The organism is Vibrio rarus, assembly GCF_024347075.1.
Taxonomy (GTDB): domain Bacteria; phylum Pseudomonadota; class Gammaproteobacteria; order Enterobacterales; family Vibrionaceae; genus Vibrio; species Vibrio rarus.
On sequence record NZ_AP024900.1, the window covers coordinates 469,324 to 489,835 of the forward strand.

A 20,512-nucleotide genomic window follows, 5' to 3' on the forward strand; every position below is an offset into this window, starting at 1 on the left:
TGTTGGCCGCTTTTATTTTGGGCGCAAAGTAGGTAAGGAAGCAAGATGTCAGTAATTAAACAAAACAGTGCGGTGACGATGCACTTTGCCATTAAGTTACAAGATGGTTCTATAGCAGACAGTACTTATCAGATGGGTAAGCCCGCCAAATTAGTCATTGGTGATGGTAGCTTAAGTGATAACTTTGAGTCGTGTTTACTGGGCTTGCAAGCGGGGGATAAGCACAGCGTTAACTTGCCAGCAGTCGATGCGTTTGGGTTATCTAATCCTGATAACATTCATCATATGGATCGCGCTAAATTTGTCGGTGATACCCAAGTGGAAGTGGGGACTATAATGGCATTTAATGGGCCTGATGGTATAGAGATCCCCGGTATTATTACTGAAATTGCAGGCGACTCTGTTACCGTTGATTTTAATCACCCATTAGCGGGACGTGATGTGACCTTTGATGTAGAAATTATCGCTATTGATCACTAACCCTTATCATCCTCTGCAATTTTTAATAGCAATATAGCAAGTCACTGTAATAAGTATAAATTTGCTTTCTAGCCTATAGGCAGTAGTACCCTTAACGTTTTTGTGGATATTACTGCCTTGAGCTTAGTAGGCTAATATCGGTACAATGAACGGGACTTGAGGTTGCTCATTACCTGAGCAACAAGGCCTTCACTAATGAAAGATAAAAAATGGAAATTCTATTAGCTAACCCCCGTGGTTTTTGTGCCGGTGTTGACCGTGCTATCAGCATCGTCGAACGAGCGCTTGAAATGTATCAACCACCTATTTATGTGCGACATGAAGTAGTACATAACCGCTTTGTAGTAGAGGGGTTAAAAGCTCGCGGAGCTATCTTTGTCGAAGAACTCAGTGAAGTTCCAGATAACAACATTGTGATTTTTTCTGCACACGGTGTGTCACAAGCGGTAAGAAAAGAAGCGAAACTGCGTGAATTAACCGTGTTTGATGCAACGTGTCCTCTGGTGACCAAAGTGCATATGGAAGTGGCTCGTGCCAGTCGTAAACATAATGAAGTGGTATTAATCGGTCATGCCGGTCACCCAGAAGTGGAAGGCACTATGGGTCAGTACGCTAGTGAGCAAGGTGGTATGTACCTAGTGGAGAAAGCAGAGGATGTGGACTCCCTACAGGTGACCAATCCTTCTAACTTGCACTATGTAAGCCAAACCACGCTATCGGTAGACGAAGCATCTGATGTGATTGAACGGTTGCGTCAGGTGTTTCCTGACATTCAGGGACCGAGAAAAGATGATATTTGCTACGCCACACAAAATCGCCAAGATGCGGTGCGAACCATGGCCAATGAAGTGGACGTTATGATAGTGGTTGGTTCTAAAAACTCATCTAACTCCACACGACTAAAAGAGCTGGCTGAAAAGCTAGGGACTCCTGCTTATTTAACCGATTGCCCTGAAGACCTCAATGCACAATGGTTTAAGGGGAAAAGTAAGATAGGTATGACTGCGGGCGCTTCTGCCCCTGAAGAGCTAGTGAATGCAATTTTACAGCGAGTTAAAATATTATCGGGCTGTCAGGACGTGATCGAAGCGACAGGTAGAGAAGAGAATATGTTTTTTGAAGTTCCTAGAGAGCTGCAAATTAAAAATATTTAGCGCTATTATTTGTGATTGGTATAAAAATGGGCTTCCACTGGAAGCCCATTTTTTTATGTCTCATTGTTGATGAGTTTTCTTTTAATCGAGAAGGTCTTTTTCACCTTTCCCTTTTGAAATCTTAATCACGAGAGCAGTAACAGCTAAGCTCACAATCACACCAATAATAGTAGATGGCTGCATAGAGAGACCAAACCCAAGAGTGGCGTTGTTTAAGATGAAAGTCACACATACTGCCGTCATGAACATAGCAGGAATAGTCGTGATCCAATGGAATTTATTGTAACGCAACAAGTAAGCAGAAGCGGTCCAAAGCATCATTACAGCTGTAGTTTGGTTAGCAAAACCGAAGTAACGCCAAATAACACCAAAGTCAACTTGAGTTAAGATACCACCGATAATAAATAGAGGCACAGCCATCAATAGGCGGTTGCGCATTGAGCGTTGTTCAAGGTTAAAGTACTCAGCAAGAATCAAACGGCTTGAACGGAACGCTGTGTCACCAGAGGTGATTGGAAGAATAACTACCCCTAGGAAAGCGATAATACCACCGAAGACACCAAGTAAGCCAAACGATGAGTCATAAACCACTTTACCAGGACCGCCACTTGCCACAACATCAGCCAATGAATCAACAGAACCAAAGTATGATAGTGCTAGCGCACACCAGATAAGAGCAATGATACCTTCGCCTATCATGGCACCAAAGAAGACAAAGCGTCCATTTTTCTCATTTTCAATACAACGCGCCATCAATGGTGATTGAGTTGCGTGGAAGCCAGAGATAGCACCACAAGCGATAGTGATGAATAGCGCAGGCCATAGAGGAAGATCATGAGGGTTCATATTAGTGAGCATATCGCTTACTTGGAAATTACCCATTACGGTGTAATCACTAGAAAGAGCGACAGCAGTAATTAAGCCAACGGACATGAAAATTAATAGTGCGCCAAACAGTGGGTAGAAACGGCCAATAATTTTATCTACAGGCACTATAGTTGCAATAATGTAGTAAATGAAGATAACAGAGACCATGGCTCCCATAGAGACTGTCATATCTGTTTGGTTATTAACTAAGTTAGTAATCATGCCTGCTGGGGCTGAAACAAATACCACACCAACAAGAAGCAGCAAAACAATGGCAAAAATGTTCATAAAGTGTTTTGCGCCATTGCCGAGGTAACGTCCGGTCAACGTTGGCACTGATGCACCGTCATTGCGCACAGAAAGCATACCTGAGAAGTAGTCATGTACGGCACCGGCAAAAATACAGCCAAGAACAATCCATAACATAGCCGCAGGGCCGTATAGAGCACCCATAATAGGACCAAAAATTGGACCCACACCGGCAATGTTGAGTAATTGAACTAAGTAAACTTTTTTGGTTTTCATTGGTACATAGTCAACACCGTCTGGTCTAGTTATTGCCGGTGTTTGACGTTTTTCGTTAACGCCAAAAATTTTTTCTACTATGGAGCCATAAATAAAGTAACCAGCAATCAGTGCTGCTACACAGGTCAGAAACCACATCATAATTGTATTCTCTTTCTCTTCGATTTTATTTCAGGGAAATGTCTGACTAAATAGTATAAAAACGGACAATCAGCGACACTCGCTTCTTAGGTCAGCGGTCAAATAGAGAGTTAAGCGGTTAAATAGTTATGTGAGTGGTAATGGTAACGACACACTTTTAGGTAATGTGCTTTTGCTGTGCTAATCTCAAAAAAATGTATCTAATTAGTGAGTCTCAATGAAAGGATTTAAGGCACTTTTACTAACAGTGATTCCCCTGCTGTTTGCTTGCGCAAATAACGATGAAGCAATGGTAGCCAATGGCGACTGGAATGGCATTGGCTATGCCGATGCTATCAAAGGCAAGACGCAACGCTCTTATTCACGTTTAACCGAATTGGGTGCCGTCAATATGGCTGACTATGAACTAGGATATTCAAAAGGGTTAGCTGAATATTGTAATCCAGATTTCGCTTATCAAATTGGCTTATCAGGTCAGTATTATGAAGGGGTGTGCTCAGGAACCAAAGAAGGGCAGCGTTTTCGTATGGAATGGCAACGGGGCTGGAATGAACAAAACTAACCGTATTGTCTAATAAAAAAGCCAGTCAGCGGATAAACTGACTGGCTTTTTTTACTACATACTTTCGCCATTCATCGATATGGGCATACCCATAATCGCAGTAACTGGTCAGCCTAGCGGTTTTTAACACCTGATAACAGTGTTGAAATTTTTGCTTGTAGAATAACTACTTATCAAAGATATTCGCTTGTTCTCAGGTGCTTCTCTACGCTGTTTTGTAATTGATATTAGAAAGTATTAAAGCCGAAGTATTTCACTTGAATACTATTGCTGTTACCCCATGTTAGTGTCGGAGCGCCCAGTGCTGTTTTAGAGCTAGCATGACATTGTGCACTATCACCACATAATGCATGTAGGTCTTGGTTATAACCCATGATGAACTGAATATAGTAAGGGATATTATTCGGTTTTAGCATTGTTTCGTTAACTGGATCATGTGCATAACCCCAAGTGTGACTGAACTCGTGCGCCACCAAAGGAACTTGCCCAAAGCCTGAGTGTAGTAGTGAGTCTTCTTCTACGGTCATCTCTACAGGGTTTGTAGAACCTTGAGCTGCCGCCATGCCGTAATCGAAGCCACTTTTACTACCAGATAAAATCACTTTTAATTTATGATTTTCAGTCGTTTTCTGTGAGTCTGCTTTTAATTGCGCAAAGCTATCTGGCATAGGTGTATTGAATACACCAGGTTGACCTTGTGTTGATTTATCTAACATGGCCATGTTATTGCCATCGTCAAATTTCTTAGCAAATTCAGGGGTATTATATAGGAACATAACCTGACCAAAGACGCGCATAAAGCGGGCTTTAATTTCAGGTGTCCACGTATCTTGAATATATCCCGGAGTGTTATTGGTTGCTGGTGATACAAATTCAAAGTCTTTTGGATTTGTGCCATTAAAAATCAGGTCGCTTTTTGGTGTATTAAGCATCGTTTCCACTGTCGCTTTTAGCTTGGCGTCTTTATTCGCCTTAGCCGCTACAATGGTGGCATCCGCAGGGTCTAAATAGAAGGTGTTTTCTAGGCGAGAAACCAGATCACCTGCATTATTAGCTGCATTGCTTGATGTATTACTCGCCGCTACTTTTGGCAGTGGTGGAATATTGGTTGGTACGTCCCCTTGAGGATCAGTATGATCGTAGTAGGCATCTAGCGATTGACGGATAGTTTTTGTGATACCTGAATCTTCAGTTAGCTTGGTATCTAAATGCTCTTTTATAAAGCGAACTTGAGTGATTAAACGATCGTAGTCAAAAATATTTTTACCGTTTGCATCTGTGTCGTATGACCATTTGCTACTAAATGGGAAGTCTTTAATAAGCAGAGCAGACTCACCCTTCATGCTGGTGATTTCTAGGGCAAAGTCACTGATAGCGCCAAGAGCAAATTCATAGTTTTGCCAACCCATAGCATGTTGAATCGCGGAGAGATCCGCTTGTAGTTGGAATGGGATTTGTTTTGGCACTGAACCTGGGAAAGCTTTGGCAATTTGCGAGTGCTGCGACGCTTCAGCGGTATCGAGTATATTTTTAGTCGCATCAGGATCTTTAGCATACACAGATGCTAGAGAGGCATCTAGACCGGCAATGAGCATTAACTGCTGCTTACGAGTTTGTTCTTGTTTATTAAGTGTTAAGCTGGCCAGTTCACCATCTTCTGGTGCTTTTACTTTGTTTACAGCGCTTTTATTTGAACTGTGACAACCACCAAGTGCGATAGCACTGGTAATTAAGGTGACCAAAGCCAATTTAGATGTATTGAGCTGCATAGAACCTCTTTAATAACCAAGTAAAGGCGTCAGCATTAGCGATTAAATTCTTATTTAATCGCTAAGCTAATCGCTATAAATAATTGTTTGCAGCCTGATTGTATTTTTGTCAGTACGGTCATTCAATGAACAAAATTGAGAAGTTATTTATCTGCGCGAATTTACAGGGAGTTAATCTGCGCTGACATTAAACAAACAAACCAACAAGGATAAAGAGGTATTATTACCGATTGTCTGGAGAGCCTATCTATTGGCGAATAAAGCCTTTTTGATCGTCTAACAGAGCTTGAGCTTGTGCTTTATTTTTCCCTGTTAGCTGCATCATAATTGCGAGTTTTACTTTCATATCAGCCAGTTGTAATAGCTTTTCTGCTTGATTCTCATCACACTCAGTGGCCTGCATAATAATGCCAACGGCCCGTGCAATTAATTTTTTATTGCTAGGCTTAACATCCACCATCAGATTTTGATAAACCTTGCCCATTTTTATCATGCTCGCAGTTGAGAGCATGTTCAGAACCAATTTTTGTGCAGTCCCTGCTTTCAAACGAGTTGAACCGGTTAATACTTCTGGGCCTACGATAGGCGATATGGCAATTTTAGCTTGTTGGGCGATCGCTGAGTCAGGGTTACATGAAATAGACACTGTACTTGCCTGAATGTGGTTAGCATATTCTAGCCCACCAATGACGTAGGGAGTACGACCACTCGCGGCGATACCAACAACGGTGTCTTTGTGAGTTAACTGAATCTGTTTTAGGTCACTTTCGGCTAAGGTTAGGCTATCTTCCGCTCCCTCTTGAGCCTGAAACATGGCTTCTTTGCCACCTGCAATCAAACCAATCACTTGCTCTTTATCTACGCTAAAAGTGGGAGGACATTCCGCCGCATCTAAGACACCTAATCGGCCACTTGTTCCTGCTCCAATATAAATCAAGCGCCCTCCTTGAGAGAAAGAGTGACAAATAGCATCGACCGCTTCAGCTATCTTAGGCAACTGTTGCTCAATAGCCATAGGAACCTCAGCATCGGCTTGATTCATTTTTTGTACAATCTGCAAAGTGTTTAGAGTATCAATATCCATAGTAGTAGGATTGCGATTCTCAGACACTAATTTAGACAGAGAGTTAAGTAGTGTATTTTGTGACATGATAAACCTTATTCTGCGTTGTAGATGATGCCAAGAGAAGTGGCTCGGCAAGCGCCGGTGACTTTAGGGAGATTACTTGGCAGATTATGAATACGTCGATAGGCGAGCCAAGCAAAAGCGAGAGCCTCCATATAGTCGCCACTCACTCCGTGGGCATCTGTGGTATCAATATGCCATGTAGGGAGGTGCGCCTTTAGTGCTTGCATAAGGGCACTGTTGTTGGCTCCACCACCACACACCAATAATTGGTCTTGGTGGTGGGTTTGATATAACTGACACTGCTGGGCAATAGAGCTTGCCGTAAACTCAAGCAAACTCGCCTGCACATCTTGCTCACTGAGCGGTGTGTCTATTTGCGATAATATATGCTCTAGCCAAGGGAGATTATAGTGCTCTCTACCGGTACTCTTTGGTGCGGGTTCAGCAAGGTAAGGATCTTGTTGTAATCCTTGTATCAGTTCACGGCTTACCGTGCCAGAACGAGCAAATTGCCCATCATGATCAAAGGGCTTATTAAGGCACTTTTCAATCCAAGCATCCATCAGCATATTGCCCGGCCCGGTATCATAACCGAGCACTTCACCGTTTGCTTTTAATACGGAAATGTTGGCTATTCCGCCAATGTTGAGCACGATCTTACAGGCTTTTGATAGCGGAAACAGCGTTTGATGATAGGCTGGAACGAGGGGGGCACCTTGACCGCCTAGAGCCATGTCTTTGCGTCTAAAGTCTGCAATTGTGGTAATGCCCGTTTTTATCGCCACTAGGTTGGCATCACCAATTTGGCTGGTAAATGGTGTGTCACCCGTAGGTTGATGATAGACAGTTTGCCCGTGGCAACCTATCGCCGTAATGTCTTGTGCGGAGAGCTTTAGATGGTCAAGAAAGGCATTAACTGCTGCTGCGTAAAGCAGACCAAATTGATGATCGAGTTTGCCTAATGCCTTTAATGTTGTGGACTGACCTTGGCACACTTGTAATGTATTGTGCTTCAGTTCACTTGGTATAGGAAATTCAAACGTATTAAGACAGTGAGTTTTGTCATGCTCAAAATGAGCTAAAACGAGGTCAACACCATCTAAACTGGTGCCCGACATAATGCCGATATAAAGGGCTTTTGTGTGCATATTTTCGCTGTCATATCCGTTCTATCATTGTCAAAATACAATAAACTGAATACTCTGCTAATGCCACATAAGATATGCGATATAAGGATGAAAAATGGGCCCGTTATGGTTAGATGTTGAAAGCTATGAAATTGATGCAGAAGAAAGAGAGATACTGCAACATCCCACTGTGGGAGGGGTCATTCTCTTTGCACGAAATTATCATGATAATGAGCAGTTACAGGCGCTGACCGACTCTATTCGTCAAGCTGCGAAGCGACCTATTTTGATTGGAGTTGACCAAGAAGGTGGGCGAGTGCAACGCTTTAAAGAGGGGTTTACTCGTATTCCTGCCGCGCAAACATTTGCCACTAAAGCCAATGGAGAACAATTGGCTAAACAAGCCGGGTGGCTAATGGCCACAGAGATTATAGCTCATGGTATCGATTTAAGTTTTGCACCTGTATTGGACCAAGGCCATCAATGTTTAGCCATTGGCTCTCGTGCATTTGGTGAAGACAAGTCAACCATATTAACCCATAGCGCCGCATTTATGCGTGGCATGAAACAAGCGGGAATGGCCACAACGGGTAAGCATTTTCCTGGGCATGGTGGTGTGACAGCGGACTCTCATAAAGAGACGCCGTTTGATGAAAGAGACAACCTATTTGATCTGGATATGGCGATTTTCAAGGCTCAGATTCAGGCTGGGTTATTGGATGCCATGATGCCTGCGCACGTTGTGTATCCTGAGTATGATGATAAACCGGCCAGTGGTTCTGAGTATTGGCTTAAATCGGTATTACGTCAGCAGTTAGGCTTCCAAGGCCTGGTCTTTTCTGATGATCTGAATATGGAAGGTGCAGGGATCATGGGAGGCGCTGCACAAAGAGCTAAACAGAGTTTGGCTGCAGGTTGCGATATGGTGCTTATGTGCAATAACCGCAAAGGGGCGGTTGAAATACTGGATGCACTGCCAATAACCACCGTGGCTAAAGCACAACAATTGGTGAAGAAAAACACATTAAACCTGCAAGATCTACGTTCAAGTCGAGAGTGGAAAACCGCGAGCGAAGCCTTAATTAAAGCCGAGCTTTTCCTTTAATATTTTAAGATAGCGCCGACTCACTGGCGCTTGATGACCACTTTGAGTGATGATCTCGGCTAACCCTTGTTCCAGTAGTTTGATCTCTCTAATAGTTTTGGGGCTCACTAAGTATTGACGATGACAACGCATTAGCTGGGTTTTTTCTTCCAATACTTTCAGCGTTAGTTGGCTGGTGGCGGTGTGTTCTTTTGTTTGGATATGCACGCCACTGATGTCGCTATACGCCACTTCAATATCATCAACTGGGATAAGCATTATTCGGTTGTGCCCACTGCACGGAACTTGCTCGATTCTACTTGGTGTAATGGCAGAAAAATCCACTTTAGGATGTTTCTTTTCAAACAATTTTTTTAAGCGACACACGGTTTTATTTAATCGCTGAGGATCGATGGGCTTAAGTAGATAGTCAAAGGCGTTATCTTCAAATGCTTGCAATGCGTATTGATCATAGGCGGTAATGAACACCACAATAGGCATAGTGTCAGGATCGAGCATACTTAATAGTTCAATGCCGGTTACTTGGGGCATATGAATATCCAAAAACACCACATCAGGCTTTAAAGTATTAATTTTTTTGATGCCTTGAATCGCATTCCCAGCCTGATCAATCACGTCTACTTTTTGTGTTTGTTCTAGCAGTTCAATTAGCTCTTCTCGGGCAAATAATTCGTCGTCGATCACTAGGACTCTAAGCATTGTTATTCTCATTATTTTTTGGAATAGTAAAACTCATACGAGTGAACTTGTTTGGCTCGCACTCAATGTCGAGTTGATGTGGTTCACCAAAGTAATTGGTTAGGCGTTTGCCAACAATTTGCATCCCAAGCCCAGTTTGATCTTTATTTTCAGGCTGATAGGAGCCAGCATTGTCCTCAACGGTAATTCGGTCACCAATAGGATCTGAGCTGCTGTAGATTTTAATGACGCCTCCCTCCAGAAGGTTAGAAACGCCATGCTTGATCGCATTCCCCACTAAAGGTTGCAGGGTAAAACTGGGGATCATTCTTTCTAATAGATGATCCGCAATATCAATTTCCACCTCTAAGCGGTCCACAAAGCGGGCTTTTTCGATAGTGAGGTAAGAATTTACATGTGCCAGTTCTTCACTAAGAGTGACAAATTCCGTGTTGCGCTTTAGGTTGCCACGGAAAAATTGTGAAAGGTGTTGAATCAACTCTCTCGCTTTATGTGGATCTCTACGTGTTATGGCGCTGATAGTATTGAGGGCATTAAACAAAAAGTGAGGGTTTACTTGCGCATGCAGTAATTTAATTTCTGCTTGAGAAAGTAGTATTTTTTTCTGTTGATATTCGCTGTTTAGGATCTGACTTGATAGTAATTCGGCGATCCCTTTGGCCATGGTCGTGTTGATGGAGGAAAATAATTTAACTCTAGGTTCATACAGTTTAATCGTCCCAATCACCTTATCATCGGCAATTAAAGGGATCACTAAGGCCGACCCCAATTTACAATTAGAAGAGAGAGAGCATTGATAAGGACTGCTACGCCCATCTAGGTAAATAATGCGCTGTTCTTGAATTGATGTATGGGTGTACTCAGAAGAAATGGCCGTATTCGGTTTATGATGATCCGATCCTATGCCTTCAAAAGCTAAGATTTTTTCTTTGTCGGTAATCGCCACTGCGCCGACTTTTGTTTCATTTAAAATGATGGAGGCTATCTTTTTTGCGCTACTGGCATTTAAGCCTTCGGCTAATACGCCGACACTACGTTCGGCAATATTAAGGGCTCGTTTAGAGTAAGCAGAAGAGTATTTTTCTAAAATGGCGCGCCTATCTTGCAAGATACTGATAAAGAAAGCAGCCCCCAATGAGTTGGCTAAAATCATAGGGACGGCGATGGCTTCGACTAAGACAATCGCCTGCGCTGTGGGTGTGGCCACCAGAACAATTATTAACATCTGGATGATCTCTGCCACTAAAGTAACGTTAAAGATGACGACAGAGCTAAATAGGCGATCCGCTTTTCCTTTTTTAAGCATATATAGGTGAACAAACCCACCAATTACCCCTTCAACAGTGGTAGAAATTGCACAGGCAAGATCGGTAAACCCCCCCATAGAATAGCGATGTAAGCCACCGGTTAGTCCCACTGCAAACCCCACCAAAGGACCACCAAAAATCCCCCCTAAAACGGCTCCTATGGCTCGGGTATTGGCAATCGCATCGCCAATTTGTCGTCCAAAATAGGTGCCGAGAATACAGAATAAAGAGAACATTAAGTAGCAGATGAGCTTATGTCTGCTTTCAGCCGATATATTGAGTAATGGAATGACCAAAGGTGTCTTACTTAAGGTATAAGCGACCATAAGGTACACACACATTTGCTGTAAAAGAGAAAGAATTAATTCCATTGTGGCTAAAACTCAATAATGTCGATATCTTTAATTCTATACCAATGTACGGAAGTGCTTTGTTTTTGTTGTGAAAACAAAGCTTAGTATTCCATTTTCTTGCGTAATGTGTTCACACCAATCGTGCTAAATAACGGTCATTCTAGCTTGTTAAAATACTCGATAACTGCATTACAATTTTTGATTGTAGAATAACGACTTATGGAAAAGTTCTGCCTTGTTTTCGAGCATTTTTCCTGCGCTATTTCTGAACACTTACTTAGGGGGATTGGTATCACTTTACGTTAGCGTTAAATGTAGCGGTGTAAACTTAAGTTTACATTAACTGTAATTTCTTGTGTACAAAGTTCTTGCTTTATATTCAAGGTGCGGTATGGTTAGGCTATATCTTAAAAGAACATGTATAAAATTATTTACGGTGAGACTATGCAGCGCAGTGAACTTAGCAATATTTACATCAGTGAAGAACAAGTATTAATCACTCCGGAAGAGCTAAAAGCAAAAATTCCATTGAAAGAAACGGCTAGACAATTTGTTCAGCAGTCTCGCGATACCATTGCCAACATCATTAAGAAAAAAGATCATCGCCTATTAGTGGTGTGTGGTCCTTGTTCAATTCATGATGTTGAAGCGGCAAAAGAGTACGCTAAGCGTTTAAAAGCGTTGTCGGAAGTTGTGGGTGATCAACTGTACTTAGTTATGCGCGTGTACTTTGAGAAACCGCGTACTACTGTAGGTTGGAAGGGACTCATCAATGACCCTCATTTGGATGGTTCTTTTGATATTGAACATGGCTTGCACATCGCTCGTGAATTGCTCGTTGAATTGGCCGATATGGGCATTCCACTTGCGACAGAAGCGTTAGACCCGATTAGCCCGCAATACTTAGCTGATACCTTTAGTTGGTCAGCAATTGGTGCTCGTACGACTGAATCTCAAACTCACCGAGAAATGGCCAGTGGTCTTTCTATGCCAGTGGGCTTTAAAAACGGTACTGACGGTAGCCTTTCAACTGCAATCAATGCTATGCAAGCGGCTTCTTCAAGTCACCGCTTCATTGGTATTAACCGTGCAGGACAAGTGGCGCTATTAACTACTAAAGGTAATCCAGATGGCCACGTTATACTTCGTGGTGGTAAGCAAACTAATTACGATTCAGTCTCTGTTCGTGAGTGTGAAGAAGATCTAGCAAAAGCGAATTTAGACGCAGCACTAATGATTGATTGCAGTCATGCCAACTCACGTAAAGATTTCCTTCGTCAGCCACTAGTGGCAAAAAATGCGATACAACAAATTAGAGAAGGCAATAAATCCATTATTGGCTTAATGATTGAAAGTAACATTAACGAAGGTAATCAAGGTACTGATATCCCTCTAGATCAGTTGAAATACGGCGTTTCTATTACTGATGGATGTATCAATTGGCAATCAACTGAGGCACTATTAACGGATATTCGTGAAGAGTTGATTCCTGTTTTACAAGACAGATTAAATAAGTAACAGAGTAGAGTATGGCAAAGGAACTACAGGGTTTAAGAGATAAGATAGATGCGGTAGATAAGCAAATGCTTGATCTGCTTGAGTTGCGCCTTAAGTTAGTTGAAGAGGTGGGTGAGGTCAAAAGCGAACATGGCCTCCCTATTTATGCTCCTGGCAGGGAAGCTGCCATGTTGCAGTCGCGACGAGATGAAGCGGAGAAGCGTGCGATACCCCCTCAACTTATCGAAGATATCCTGCGCCGAGTAATGCGAGAGTCCTACGCAAGTGAGAAAGACTCTGGCTTTAAATGCCTTAACCCTAATGTTGGGGATGTGGTCATTATTGGTGGTCATGGTCAACTAGGTAGTTTATTCAAAAAGATGTTTGATCTTTCTGGGTACCAGGTGAAAGTGCTAGGCAGTAAAAATTGGCATGAAGCCGATGCACTGTTTAGCAACGCCGGCTTAGTCGTCGTGACTGTGCCTATCAATAAAACGGCGTCGGTTATTGCTAAATTGGATAACCTGCCAGAACAATGCATTTTATGTGACTTTACCTCGATCAAAGCTAAGCCTTTGCAAGCCATGCTCGATGTACACTCTGGCCCAGTGGTAGGGCTTCACCCTATGTTTGGTCCTGATGTACCAAGTCTTGCTAAGCAGGTTATTGTTCATTGTGAAGGCCGTGGTGCAGAGCAGTATCAGTGGTTGCTGGAGCAGTTTGCCATTTGGGGGGCAAGTTTATGCCCTATGGATGCCGAGCAACATGATGATGGGATGACCTTGATTCAAGCGCTTCGTCACTTTACCTCGTTTGCCTACGGTTTGCATTTAAGCAAAGAAAACCCAGACATAGATACGCTACTTAAGTTGAGCTCTCCTATTTACCGACTTGAAATTGCAATGGTGGGACGTTTGTTTGCTCAAGATCCTGATTTATATGGAGATATAATTTTATCTTCAGATAAAAATATAGAGATGATCAAGCGCTTTCAGCAACGTTTAGGTGAAGCGGTATCTTTATTGGAACATCATGATAAAAGTGCGTTTGTGACTCAGTTTAACTCTGTATCTGAGTGGTTTGGTGACTATTCGAAGCAGTTTATGCATGAAAGCCAGACTTTGTTAAAGCAAGCCAATGACTCAATCCAGCGAGATCACTAGAACCCATTTACTCCACTTGGTAGTGGATACCATAGGAGTGAATTTTTGATCACTTACTTAATGTGATTGGCATGATAAATATTATTGGTGAGTGATGAAAAAAGGTCGCGAAAGCGACCTTTTTTATAGACATAACGCGAGTTTTATTTTGCAACACGCTTGTACTTAATGCGGTGAGGTTCAGCCGCTTCAGGTCCCAACGTTTTCTTCAACCATTCCATATATTCATTGTAGTTACCCTCGTAGAAGTTCACTTGCCCTTCGTCGCGGTAATCAATGATATGGGTGGCAATGCGGTCTAAGAACCAACGGTCATGGGAAATAACCATAGCACAACCAGGGAACTCAAGCAGTGCTTCTTCTAGTGCACGTAGAGTTTCAACGTCCAGGTCGTTGGTTGGCTCATCGAGAAGTAATACGTTACCGCCCGTTTTAAGCAGTTTGGCTAAGTGAACACGGTTGCGTTCGCCCCCAGATAACTGACCGATAACTTTCTGCTGGTCTGCACCTTTAAAGTTAAAGCGTGAGCAGTAAGCACGAGCAGGAATTTCAAAGTTATTGATCTTGATGATATCGGCACCATCGGAGATTTCCTGAAATACCGTTTTGCTGTCATCCATGCTGTCGCGGAATTGGTCAACAGAGGCCAGTTTAACGGTGTCACCCATTTCAACGGTGCCTGAGTCTGGTTGCTCTGTACCGCTAAGCATTTTGAACAGTGTTGATTTACCCGCACCGTTAGCACCGATAATACCGACAATAGCGCCTTTAGGCATAGAGAATGACAAGTCATCAATCAGTACGCGACCATCAAACGACTTGCAGAGGTTTTTCACTTCAATAACTTTGTCACCTAAACGTTCACCCGGTGGGATAAACAGTTCGTTGGTTTCGTTACGCTTCTGACGATCGCCACTTTGCAGTTCTTCAAAGCGAGCCATACGAGCTTTAGATTTTGACTGACGGCCTTTAGGGTTTTGACGAACCCATTCCAACTCTTTCTCGATGGTTTTTTGGCGAGCACTTTCTTGAGAGGCTTCTTGTTGTAAGCGAGCATCTTTTTGTTCAAGCCAAGATGTGTAGTTACCTTCCCATGGAATACCTTCACCACGGTCAAGTTCAAGAATCCAACCTGCAGCGTTATCAAGGAAATAACGGTCATGGGTAATCGCTACTACGGTTCCTGTATAGTCCACAAGGAAGCGTTCTAACCATGCAACTGATTCTGCATCCAAGTGGTTGGTTGGTTCATCAAGAAGCAACATATCCGGTTTTTCTAATAGCAAACGACAAATCGCCACGCGACGACGTTCACCACCAGATAGATGTTCAATTTTCTGATCCCACTCAGGAAGACGAAGTGCATCGGCAGCACGTTCCAGAGAGTTTTCTAAATTGTGTCCATCTTTTGCTTGAATAAGGGCTTCAAGATCCCCTTGTTCTTTTGCTAGTGCGTCAAAATCTGCGTCAGGTTCAGCGTATGCGGCATACACTTCATCAAGGCGCTTCATTGCTCCTGCAACATCTGAAACCGCTTCTTCTACGATTTCACGAACCGTTTTCGATTCATCTAATTTAGGTTCTTGGGGAAGGTAACCTACGTTTAATCCCGCTTGAGGACGTGCCTCACCATCAATATCTGTATCAATACCCGCCATGATACGTAATAGAGTGGATTTACCTGCACCGTTTAAACCCAAAACGCCAATTTTTGCGCCTGGAAAAAAGCTAAGAGAAATGTCTTTAAGGATTTGACGTTTTGGTGGCACGATTTTGCTCACCCGAGACATGGTATAGACGTATTCAGCCATTACCTAGAGATCCTGTATTAAATGGGGTCAGTTGACCCTAGAAACAAAGCTCTATTTTATACCATGCTCAATACTTTTGTTACTGTGTGTAGCTCAAAATATTTACTTGTTGAAACCTTAAATAGTAATTTACATGATTCTTACAAATGTCATCAATTGTTGAGTATTATAAAGGTAGGCAATAGACAATAAATATTCTTATAAAAGAGAGAAGCATGTCAGCATTCATAAAATGGTTAGGGCTAGGGTTGGGGGTGGTGTCCTTATCCGTCTCTGCATTAACACTGCAGCAGCAAAGAGATCTGTACGATCAGGCGCAAACATTAATTAGCCAGAGGGATTTCTCTCAATACCAACTGGTTAGAGACCAATTAAATGATTATCCATTGACGCCGTACTTGGACTACCGCACTTACATGCTCAACCTTGAGAAGAGAACACCGGATGAAGTCGATAAGTACATAAAAGACCATCATCAGTACCCGTTTTCTCAATCGGTACGCGGTGCGTATCTAGATGCCTTAGTGAAAGCCGAAGATTGGCATGGTTTTTATCATTTTCAAGATAAAAAGCCCCGCATGCAAAGCTATCAATGCAGTTATTACTTTGCTCAGTATCAAGTGGGTAAAAAGGTTGAGGCGTTTAACGGCGCATCAAAGTTATGGCTGAGCGGTTCTAGCGTAGGCAATGAGTGTGACCAATTGTTTAAAGCGTGGGATGAAGCTGGATTGCGTGAAGATAGTTTGATTTTACAACGTATCGAATTAGCGTTCACTCGTCGCAATGGCCGGTTGCTTAATCACTTAAAAGATCTGCCGAAATCAGAGGCGATGAAAAACAACGCCATGGCGATTTATCAGCTTTATAAAAATAAATCGAAAATTAAGGAATTTGCCACATCTCAGCCTAAAACTGAGGTTAATAAGAAAGTGTCGTTGGCCGCCTTAAAACGAATCACCTACCAAGAAGGCAACCCTCAGTTAGCGATTAAAATGTTAGATAGTGTAGCTAAAGCTCAGCAGTTTACGGATAAAGAGTATCAAGATAGCGCAGATTATATCGCTTATAGCCTGATTAATACCGACGATGCCGCATTAGCAAAATGGCGTGATGATACTTTGCTGAAAAGCACTAACCCTCAATGGCTACAGCGTCGCGCACGACTTGCTATTCAACACCAAGATTGGCAAAGCTTGAATGTATGGATAGATAGGCTCCCTGATAAAGAAAGAAACTCAAAACGCTGGCAGTACTGGAAAGGCAGAACTGAAGTGGCTCTGGGGCAGGTGAGTCAAGGCAAATCTCGCATGCAAAAATTGCTGGGGCATAGAAACTTCTATAGTATTGCGGCCGCAGACTTTCTAGGTAAACCTATTCAATACCACACCTCTGTATTGAAGCCAGAACACGCCTCTCTTGACGCTTTTTCAACAACCCTTACTCGAGTGAAAGAGTTGATTGCGGTAGATAAAATTTCAGCGGCGAAACATGAGTGGCGCTGGTTACTTGCAAGGTCTACGTCAGATCAAAAAGCTGAACTTGCGCGATATGCATCGAAGCACCATTGGCATCACCTCACAATAATGGCAACGATTGAGGCGAAGTTGTGGAGTCATATCGACCTGCGTTTTCCTATTGCTCATGAATGGTGGTTTAACTTTTTCGCGAAGAAATTTGCTGTAGATCCGATTACCTTAATGGCATTAGCTCGTCAGGAAAGTGCGTTGGATATTGATGCTCAATCCCCTGTTGGTGCGAGAGGGTTAATGCAAATAATGCCTAAAACCGCCTCTGCAACGGCTAAGCAGTACAATATTGAGTATAGCAGTGCAGATGAGTTATTTGACGTAAGTAAAAATATTGAAATAGGTAGTCGTTACTTAGCGGGTTTGTTAGCTGACTATGATGGCAACCGAATTTTGGCTTTTGGTGCTTATAACGCGGGACCAAATCGAGTTCAGTTATGGCGTTCAAGAACCGCAGGTAAAGTGGATGCGTACTCATACATAGAGTCAATTCCATTTAAAGAAACGCGAGGCTATATAAAAAATATCTTGATGTTTGAGGTGTATTATCGCGATATTTTAAATGAAAATGGACCATTTTTATCTGACTTAGAGTCTGAAATGAAGTATTAATAAGAGAGTTTTAGAAGATAAGTGGATACGCTATGAGTCCAGACTTACAAGAGTGGCATAAGTTGTTATCAACCATTGCCTTAGCAGCTAAGCAAGATCAGCATCAAACATTATTATCAATGATGCTGACTCCTGACGAAAAAGAAGCATTAGTCACTCGGGCAAAAATATTACATAAGTTACTTAACGAACAATGCTCTCAAAGGCAAATTAGTCAACAGTTAGGGGTAGGGATTGCAACGGTAACTCGTGGCTCTACCGAGCTTAAAGGACGTTCAGAAGAAGAGCAGCAACTCGTTGCCCGCCTTCTGAAACCTTTTATCGATTAATGTTTATTTTGTTGGGTGTTAGAGCAATCAAGGTATTAGAAAGTATCTTGATTGCTAAATGGAATGAGCGCTAAAATCAGAGCTTGTTGATAGACACTGCTACGACTAAGAAGGTTATTGGTCAAGATGCCAATAGCCCCGCCTCTTTGCTTAATGTTAAGAGTGCCATAGGACTCATCCATCGCATCCCCTAACTCTTTACCTTGTTTCACCAACTGCAATACTTTATTCGGTAGCATTAAACTTGATGAGCGTGACTCGCCGTGTTGTTGCTGAGATTCTATTATCATCCAAGCAAAAGTCGCATTAGCTTCGATTCCCGCTTCTAATCCCACATAAAAATCCGCATCAGGCACAGCCTGTTTGGCGTTGATTACGCGTTGCTGCGCCCCAAGCTTAGTCTCTTTATCCGACATAGGCTGAGGGCGGACGCCACTCTCCACACTGATACCTTCAAAGGTAAATGAAAGTGTTGGAAATACTTCACTAAAAGCATTTTTTACCGCAGTTACCTTTGCGGGATTTAGAGAGGCAACGATCACTTTTTGCATTGAGAGCAATCCTTTAAGGTATCTTTACTTGGGTTGGTTTTATGTTTTCACTTGGGTAGCAACCTAGCACTTTCAAAAATCGCGTGATTTTCACTAATTCATTAATCGTTGCTTGAGCGGCCGCGGAGTTTAGGTGTGTTTCTAAGTCCATATAAAACATCTCTTCCCATGGATTGCCCATAATTGGGCGCGATTCCAGCTTAGTAATATTGATGCTATGGCGCTGCAACACTAACAGGGTTTCCACGAGCGAGCCGGCTTCCTGTGACGTTGACATGATTAAAGTGGTTTTGGCTGGTATTTGGTCTGAAACACTCACTGCTTTACGGGCAACAATGATGAAGCGAGTATGATTTTCGGTTTGATTCGCTATGTTTTCTTGAACATTTTGCAAACCATACAACTTGCCACTTATTGCATTACCAATAGCGGCAACATCGGGACGATTGATCTCTTTTACCTTGAGCATCGCATCGGCAGTACTGGCGCAAATTTCCAGCTTGACCCCTTTAAGGCGTCCTAAAAAGTCGCTACATTGCTGGTGAGGCTGAGGATGAGAGTAAATGGTTTTTACTTGCTCTAAGCGGATGTCTGTTGTTGATAGTAGGCAATGATCTATTGGTTGGGATAATTCGCCCACTATGTATAAGGTAGTTTGCTGTAAAAGGTCATAAACTTCATTGATGGAGCCTGAGCTGGTATTTTCTATAGGTAAAACACCATAGTCAGCATGGCCTGATTCAACGGTTTTGGTTACTTCTTTAAATGAGTCACAATTGAGCTCAATTAAATCGGTATTGCGACGACTAAAGTAGTCTCGACTCGCTAGATGTGAATATGAGCCTTTTGCTCCAAGGAAGGCAACACGGGCGAGAGGCTTACGTTGTAGAATCGGGTTAACTAAATTTTGTAGATAGGCCTGTTGTAGCAGCACTGAGTCTTCAATAATGGTATGGAATACTTTAGTGATGTATTCCGCATCCAGTTGATATTTCTGTTTACCATTTTTGATTAATTTGACCAACAATTGCTGCTCTCGATCAGCATCGCGAACCGGTTTTGAGGTTTCGACCTTGCTTTTCGCTACTTCTAAACTTAAATCGCGACGCTCAGAGAGCAAACTTAATAGTTTGTCATCGAGTACGTTGAGCCTGTTACGAATGTCGTCAAGAGAAAGTGATGTGTCGTCGGCCATTTTTAGTTCCTTTAAATGGGGTAGCGAAGAGTATACAGATCACAATAAGCTAAGGCGGGAATTAGGGTCAAGCAAAAACAGCGCCCAAAGGGCGCTGTTTTTTGTACTTTAGTGTTGCTAACTGCTTTTAAAAAACTTCGTCTTGGGTGACTTGCTCTTCTTGCTCTACGGGTGCATCCGAGTGACTTGCTCGTCTTGCTTCAGGCTTATGGCGAAGTTTATTCAATTGTCTTTCAAGTTTTTGTTCTACCTCGTTAACAGCAATGTAAAGATCTGCGTGAACAGAAGAGGCAACCAGTTGTCCTTTAGGGACGGTAATGACAGCTTCAAATCGTTTTTTATTGTTCGGTTCTTCTTGGAAGCTCGCATTGCAGCCGATAATGTCGACTTGCCATTTCTCTAGTTTTGTAAATTTCTCTTCAATATGAGAGCGGATAGCAGAGGTGATCTCAATGTTTTTACCGGTGATATTCATTTTCATATAGGTCGTTTCCTCTGGTTGAAATCCTTGTGGATTGAGTTCAGATTACGTCTCTACTAAAAATATTATTGTGAGTAAGATCCCATTGGCGCATAGCGAATAATTGGCGACATATATTTGTGATTATTG

18 protein-coding genes are annotated in these 20,512 nt (G+C 42.5%); 8 read left to right on the plus strand and 10 right to left on the minus strand.

The annotated features are described in order from the left end of the window. Positions 1 to 45 precede the first annotated feature (45 nt). Both fkpB and ispH read left to right on the plus strand, forming a co-directional pair. Complete coding sequence (gene fkpB, locus OCU56_RS02225) at positions 46 to 480, plus strand: FKBP-type peptidyl-prolyl cis-trans isomerase (RefSeq protein ID WP_261873958.1); 435 nt, start codon at positions 46 to 48, stop codon at positions 478 to 480. A gap of 209 nt (positions 481 to 689) precedes the next feature. Further along, entirely contained in the window at positions 690 to 1,634 is a 945-nt protein-coding gene (gene ispH / locus OCU56_RS02230) for a 4-hydroxy-3-methylbut-2-enyl diphosphate reductase (protein ID WP_261873959.1), read from the plus strand. An 81-nt stretch (positions 1,635 to 1,715) separates the two neighbouring features. On the opposite strand, the gene OCU56_RS02235 is transcribed toward ispH, so the two are convergent. After that, the gene (locus tag OCU56_RS02235) at positions 1,716 to 3,167 is read right to left on the minus strand and encodes a carbon starvation CstA family protein (RefSeq protein WP_261873960.1); all 1,452 of its coding nucleotides are present in this window, start codon (positions 3,165 to 3,167) and stop codon (positions 1,716 to 1,718) included. A 217-nt stretch (positions 3,168 to 3,384) separates the two neighbouring features. Here OCU56_RS02235 and OCU56_RS02240 point away from each other — a divergent pair, with 217 nt between their 5' ends. Then, complete coding sequence (locus OCU56_RS02240) at positions 3,385 to 3,729, plus strand: DUF2799 domain-containing protein (RefSeq protein WP_261873961.1); 345 nt, start codon at positions 3,385 to 3,387, stop codon at positions 3,727 to 3,729. 227 nt (positions 3,730 to 3,956) lie between these two features. Here OCU56_RS02240 and OCU56_RS02245 read toward each other — a convergent pair whose 3' ends face one another. The 3 genes from OCU56_RS02245 to OCU56_RS02255 all read right to left on the minus strand — a co-directional run bounded on the left by OCU56_RS02245 (position 3,957) and on the right by OCU56_RS02255 (position 7,775). Continuing rightward, positions 3,957 to 5,498, minus strand: a complete 1,542-nt coding sequence (locus tag OCU56_RS02245) for a hypothetical protein (RefSeq protein ID WP_261873962.1) — start codon at positions 5,496 to 5,498, stop codon at positions 3,957 to 3,959. 247 nt (positions 5,499 to 5,745) lie between these two features. Continuing rightward, positions 5,746 to 6,648, minus strand: coding sequence for an N-acetylmuramic acid 6-phosphate etherase (gene murQ / locus OCU56_RS02250; RefSeq protein ID WP_261873963.1), 903 nt, complete (start codon positions 6,646 to 6,648; stop codon positions 5,746 to 5,748). Positions 6,649 to 6,656: 8 nt separating this feature from the next. Next, the gene (locus OCU56_RS02255) at positions 6,657 to 7,775 is read right to left on the minus strand and encodes an anhydro-N-acetylmuramic acid kinase (RefSeq protein WP_261873964.1); all 1,119 of its coding nucleotides are present in this window, start codon (positions 7,773 to 7,775) and stop codon (positions 6,657 to 6,659) included. 94 nt (positions 7,776 to 7,869) lie between these two features. Here OCU56_RS02255 and nagZ point away from each other — a divergent pair, with 94 nt between their 5' ends. Next, positions 7,870 to 8,859, plus strand: coding sequence for a beta-N-acetylhexosaminidase (nagZ, locus tag OCU56_RS02260; RefSeq protein ID WP_261873965.1), 990 nt, complete (start codon positions 7,870 to 7,872; stop codon positions 8,857 to 8,859). Here nagZ and btsR read toward each other — a convergent pair. Beyond that, on the minus strand, positions 8,833 to 9,558 hold the full coding sequence (btsR, locus tag OCU56_RS02265; RefSeq protein ID WP_261873966.1) for a two-component system response regulator BtsR: 726 nt from the start codon (positions 9,556 to 9,558) through the stop codon (positions 8,833 to 8,835). The genes nagZ and btsR overlap by 27 nt on opposite strands. After that, positions 9,551 to 11,236 carry a sensor histidine kinase gene (locus OCU56_RS02270; RefSeq protein ID WP_261873967.1) on the minus strand — a complete coding sequence of 562 codons (1,686 nt, stop codon included), beginning with the start codon at positions 11,234 to 11,236 and terminating at the stop codon, positions 9,551 to 9,553. The genes btsR and OCU56_RS02270 overlap by 8 nt, the downstream gene beginning before the upstream one ends. 426 nt (positions 11,237 to 11,662) lie before the next feature. On the opposite strand from OCU56_RS02270, the gene OCU56_RS02275 reads away from it, so the two are divergent. Both OCU56_RS02275 and tyrA read left to right on the plus strand, forming a co-directional pair. Next, a complete protein-coding gene (locus tag OCU56_RS02275; protein WP_261873968.1) occupies positions 11,663 to 12,736 on the plus strand; it encodes a 3-deoxy-7-phosphoheptulonate synthase in 1,074 nt (357 codons plus the stop codon). Positions 12,737 to 12,747: 11 nt separating this feature from the next. Further along, positions 12,748 to 13,878 (plus strand): bifunctional chorismate mutase/prephenate dehydrogenase, encoded by a 1,131-nt coding sequence (gene tyrA / locus OCU56_RS02280; RefSeq protein WP_261873969.1) that lies wholly within the window; start codon positions 12,748 to 12,750, stop codon positions 13,876 to 13,878. 143 nt (positions 13,879 to 14,021) lie between these two features. Here tyrA and ettA read toward each other — a convergent pair whose 3' ends face one another. After that, entirely contained in the window at positions 14,022 to 15,689 is a 1,668-nt protein-coding gene (ettA, locus tag OCU56_RS02285) for an energy-dependent translational throttle protein EttA (RefSeq protein WP_261873970.1), read from the minus strand. A gap of 215 nt (positions 15,690 to 15,904) precedes the next feature. Here ettA and OCU56_RS02290 point away from each other — a divergent pair, with 215 nt between their 5' ends. Together OCU56_RS02290 and trpR are read left to right on the plus strand one after the other, a co-directional pair. Continuing rightward, positions 15,905 to 17,827 carry a transglycosylase SLT domain-containing protein gene (locus OCU56_RS02290; RefSeq protein WP_261873971.1) on the plus strand — a complete coding sequence of 641 codons (1,923 nt, stop codon included), beginning with the start codon at positions 15,905 to 15,907 and terminating at the stop codon, positions 17,825 to 17,827. A 32-nt stretch (positions 17,828 to 17,859) separates the two neighbouring features. Further along, positions 17,860 to 18,156: a trp operon repressor gene (trpR, locus tag OCU56_RS02295; protein ID WP_261873972.1), complete on the plus strand. Its 297-nt coding sequence runs from the start codon at positions 17,860 to 17,862 to the stop codon at positions 18,154 to 18,156. A gap of 35 nt (positions 18,157 to 18,191) precedes the next feature. Here trpR and yjjX read toward each other — a convergent pair whose 3' ends face one another. The 3 genes from yjjX to hpf all read right to left on the minus strand — a co-directional run bounded on the left by yjjX (position 18,192) and on the right by hpf (position 20,383). Next, the gene (gene yjjX, locus OCU56_RS02300; RefSeq protein WP_261873973.1) at positions 18,192 to 18,707 is read right to left on the minus strand and encodes an inosine/xanthosine triphosphatase; all 516 of its coding nucleotides are present in this window, start codon (positions 18,705 to 18,707) and stop codon (positions 18,192 to 18,194) included. 13 nt (positions 18,708 to 18,720) lie between these two features. Further along, entirely contained in the window at positions 18,721 to 19,902 is a 1,182-nt protein-coding gene (pheA, locus tag OCU56_RS02305) for a prephenate dehydratase (protein ID WP_261873974.1), read from the minus strand. A gap of 127 nt (positions 19,903 to 20,029) precedes the next feature. Then, the gene (hpf, locus tag OCU56_RS02310) at positions 20,030 to 20,383 is read right to left on the minus strand and encodes a ribosome hibernation-promoting factor, HPF/YfiA family (RefSeq protein WP_261873975.1); all 354 of its coding nucleotides are present in this window, start codon (positions 20,381 to 20,383) and stop codon (positions 20,030 to 20,032) included. Between the last annotated feature and the right edge of the window lie 129 nt (positions 20,384 to 20,512).

Excerpts from the sequence above, each read along its gene's own strand:
- fkpB (WP_261873958.1), top strand. The coding sequence starts at position 46 with ATGTCAGTAATTAAACAAAACAGTGCGGTGACGATGCACTTTGCCATT.
- ispH (WP_261873959.1), top strand. The coding sequence starts at position 690 with ATGGAAATTCTATTAGCTAACCCCCGTGGTTTTTGTGCCGGTGTTGAC.
- OCU56_RS02235 (WP_261873960.1), bottom strand. The coding sequence starts at position 3,167 with ATGATGTGGTTTCTGACCTGTGTAGCAGCACTGATTGCTGGTTACTTT.
- OCU56_RS02240 (WP_261873961.1), top strand. The coding sequence starts at position 3,385 with ATGAAAGGATTTAAGGCACTTTTACTAACAGTGATTCCCCTGCTGTTT.
- OCU56_RS02245 (WP_261873962.1), bottom strand. The coding sequence starts at position 5,498 with ATGCAGCTCAATACATCTAAATTGGCTTTGGTCACCTTAATTACCAGT.
- murQ (WP_261873963.1), bottom strand. The coding sequence starts at position 6,648 with ATGTCACAAAATACACTACTTAACTCTCTGTCTAAATTAGTGTCTGAG.
- OCU56_RS02255 (WP_261873964.1), bottom strand. The coding sequence starts at position 7,775 with ATGCACACAAAAGCCCTTTATATCGGCATTATGTCGGGCACCAGTTTA.
- nagZ (WP_261873965.1), top strand. The coding sequence starts at position 7,870 with ATGGGCCCGTTATGGTTAGATGTTGAAAGCTATGAAATTGATGCAGAA.
- btsR (WP_261873966.1), bottom strand. The coding sequence starts at position 9,558 with ATGCTTAGAGTCCTAGTGATCGACGACGAATTATTTGCCCGAGAAGAG.
- OCU56_RS02270 (WP_261873967.1), bottom strand. The coding sequence starts at position 11,236 with ATGGAATTAATTCTTTCTCTTTTACAGCAAATGTGTGTGTACCTTATG.
- OCU56_RS02275 (WP_261873968.1), top strand. The coding sequence starts at position 11,663 with ATGCAGCGCAGTGAACTTAGCAATATTTACATCAGTGAAGAACAAGTA.
- tyrA (WP_261873969.1), top strand. The coding sequence starts at position 12,748 with ATGGCAAAGGAACTACAGGGTTTAAGAGATAAGATAGATGCGGTAGAT.
- ettA (WP_261873970.1), bottom strand. The coding sequence starts at position 15,689 with ATGGCTGAATACGTCTATACCATGTCTCGGGTGAGCAAAATCGTGCCA.
- OCU56_RS02290 (WP_261873971.1), top strand. The coding sequence starts at position 15,905 with ATGTCAGCATTCATAAAATGGTTAGGGCTAGGGTTGGGGGTGGTGTCC.
- trpR (WP_261873972.1), top strand. The coding sequence starts at position 17,860 with ATGAGTCCAGACTTACAAGAGTGGCATAAGTTGTTATCAACCATTGCC.
- yjjX (WP_261873973.1), bottom strand. The coding sequence starts at position 18,707 with ATGCAAAAAGTGATCGTTGCCTCTCTAAATCCCGCAAAGGTAACTGCG.
- pheA (WP_261873974.1), bottom strand. The coding sequence starts at position 19,902 with ATGGCCGACGACACATCACTTTCTCTTGACGACATTCGTAACAGGCTC.
- hpf (WP_261873975.1), bottom strand. The coding sequence starts at position 20,383 with ATGAAAATGAATATCACCGGTAAAAACATTGAGATCACCTCTGCTATC.